General features: G+C 35.3%; 1 pseudogene. It reads right to left on the reverse strand.

The window, feature by feature from the left end:
• Positions 1 to 383: 383 nt before the first annotated feature.
• Positions 384 to 648, reverse strand: a pseudogene (locus tag WKI42_RS10580) (autolysin); the annotation flags it as partial.

Consider the following 648-nt stretch of genomic DNA (forward strand, 5'->3'; position numbering starts at 1 on the left):
GTGAAAAACGTTTACAAATAGTTATCATCACTTGTAAATAGTTGAGTTTTTACTTATTTTTCCTTAAAATCATTTACACTAATTTCCATCGTTTTTTTAAATCGTATTCATCTTCGTATTCATTTTTACAATCATCTTTGCCCGTATAGTTGAGAAGGTTTCAATTTACTTCTAATAGTTTACAAAAGGATCAGTGACTAATTTCACTGTTTTTATTTTTGACAAAACACCTCTCTATTCTTCATGTAAACGCTTTTTTGAACAATAGGACTTCTATTTTGGTTTCTAATCGTTCAAAATGCGTCTTTTTGCAAAATAAAAAACCGCAAGCCTGAGCCTGCGGTGAAAGAACAATTTAGAAAGTTTTCCTTTCCTTTTATTTTTTAAATTATTTTTGTTGTAATCAAGCCATCTGGCTCAACTGTGAACTCTGGCTTATCAGCCATTGTTCCATCTGCCTTGATGTAGTACCAGCCTGTTCCGTCTGCGGACTGGACGAAGGCATTTGATACCATGGCACCTTCTTTACCGTCAAGATAATACCAAGTCTCCTTGTACTTGACCCATCCTGTCTTCATAGCACCCTCTACGTCGAAATAATACCACTTGTCAGAAATTTTCTTCCAGCCTGTAGCCATTTCGCCAGAT

It is taken from the genome of Streptococcus pseudopneumoniae (assembly GCF_038148935.1).
GTDB classification, from domain to species: domain Bacteria; phylum Bacillota; class Bacilli; order Lactobacillales; family Streptococcaceae; genus Streptococcus; species Streptococcus pseudopneumoniae_U.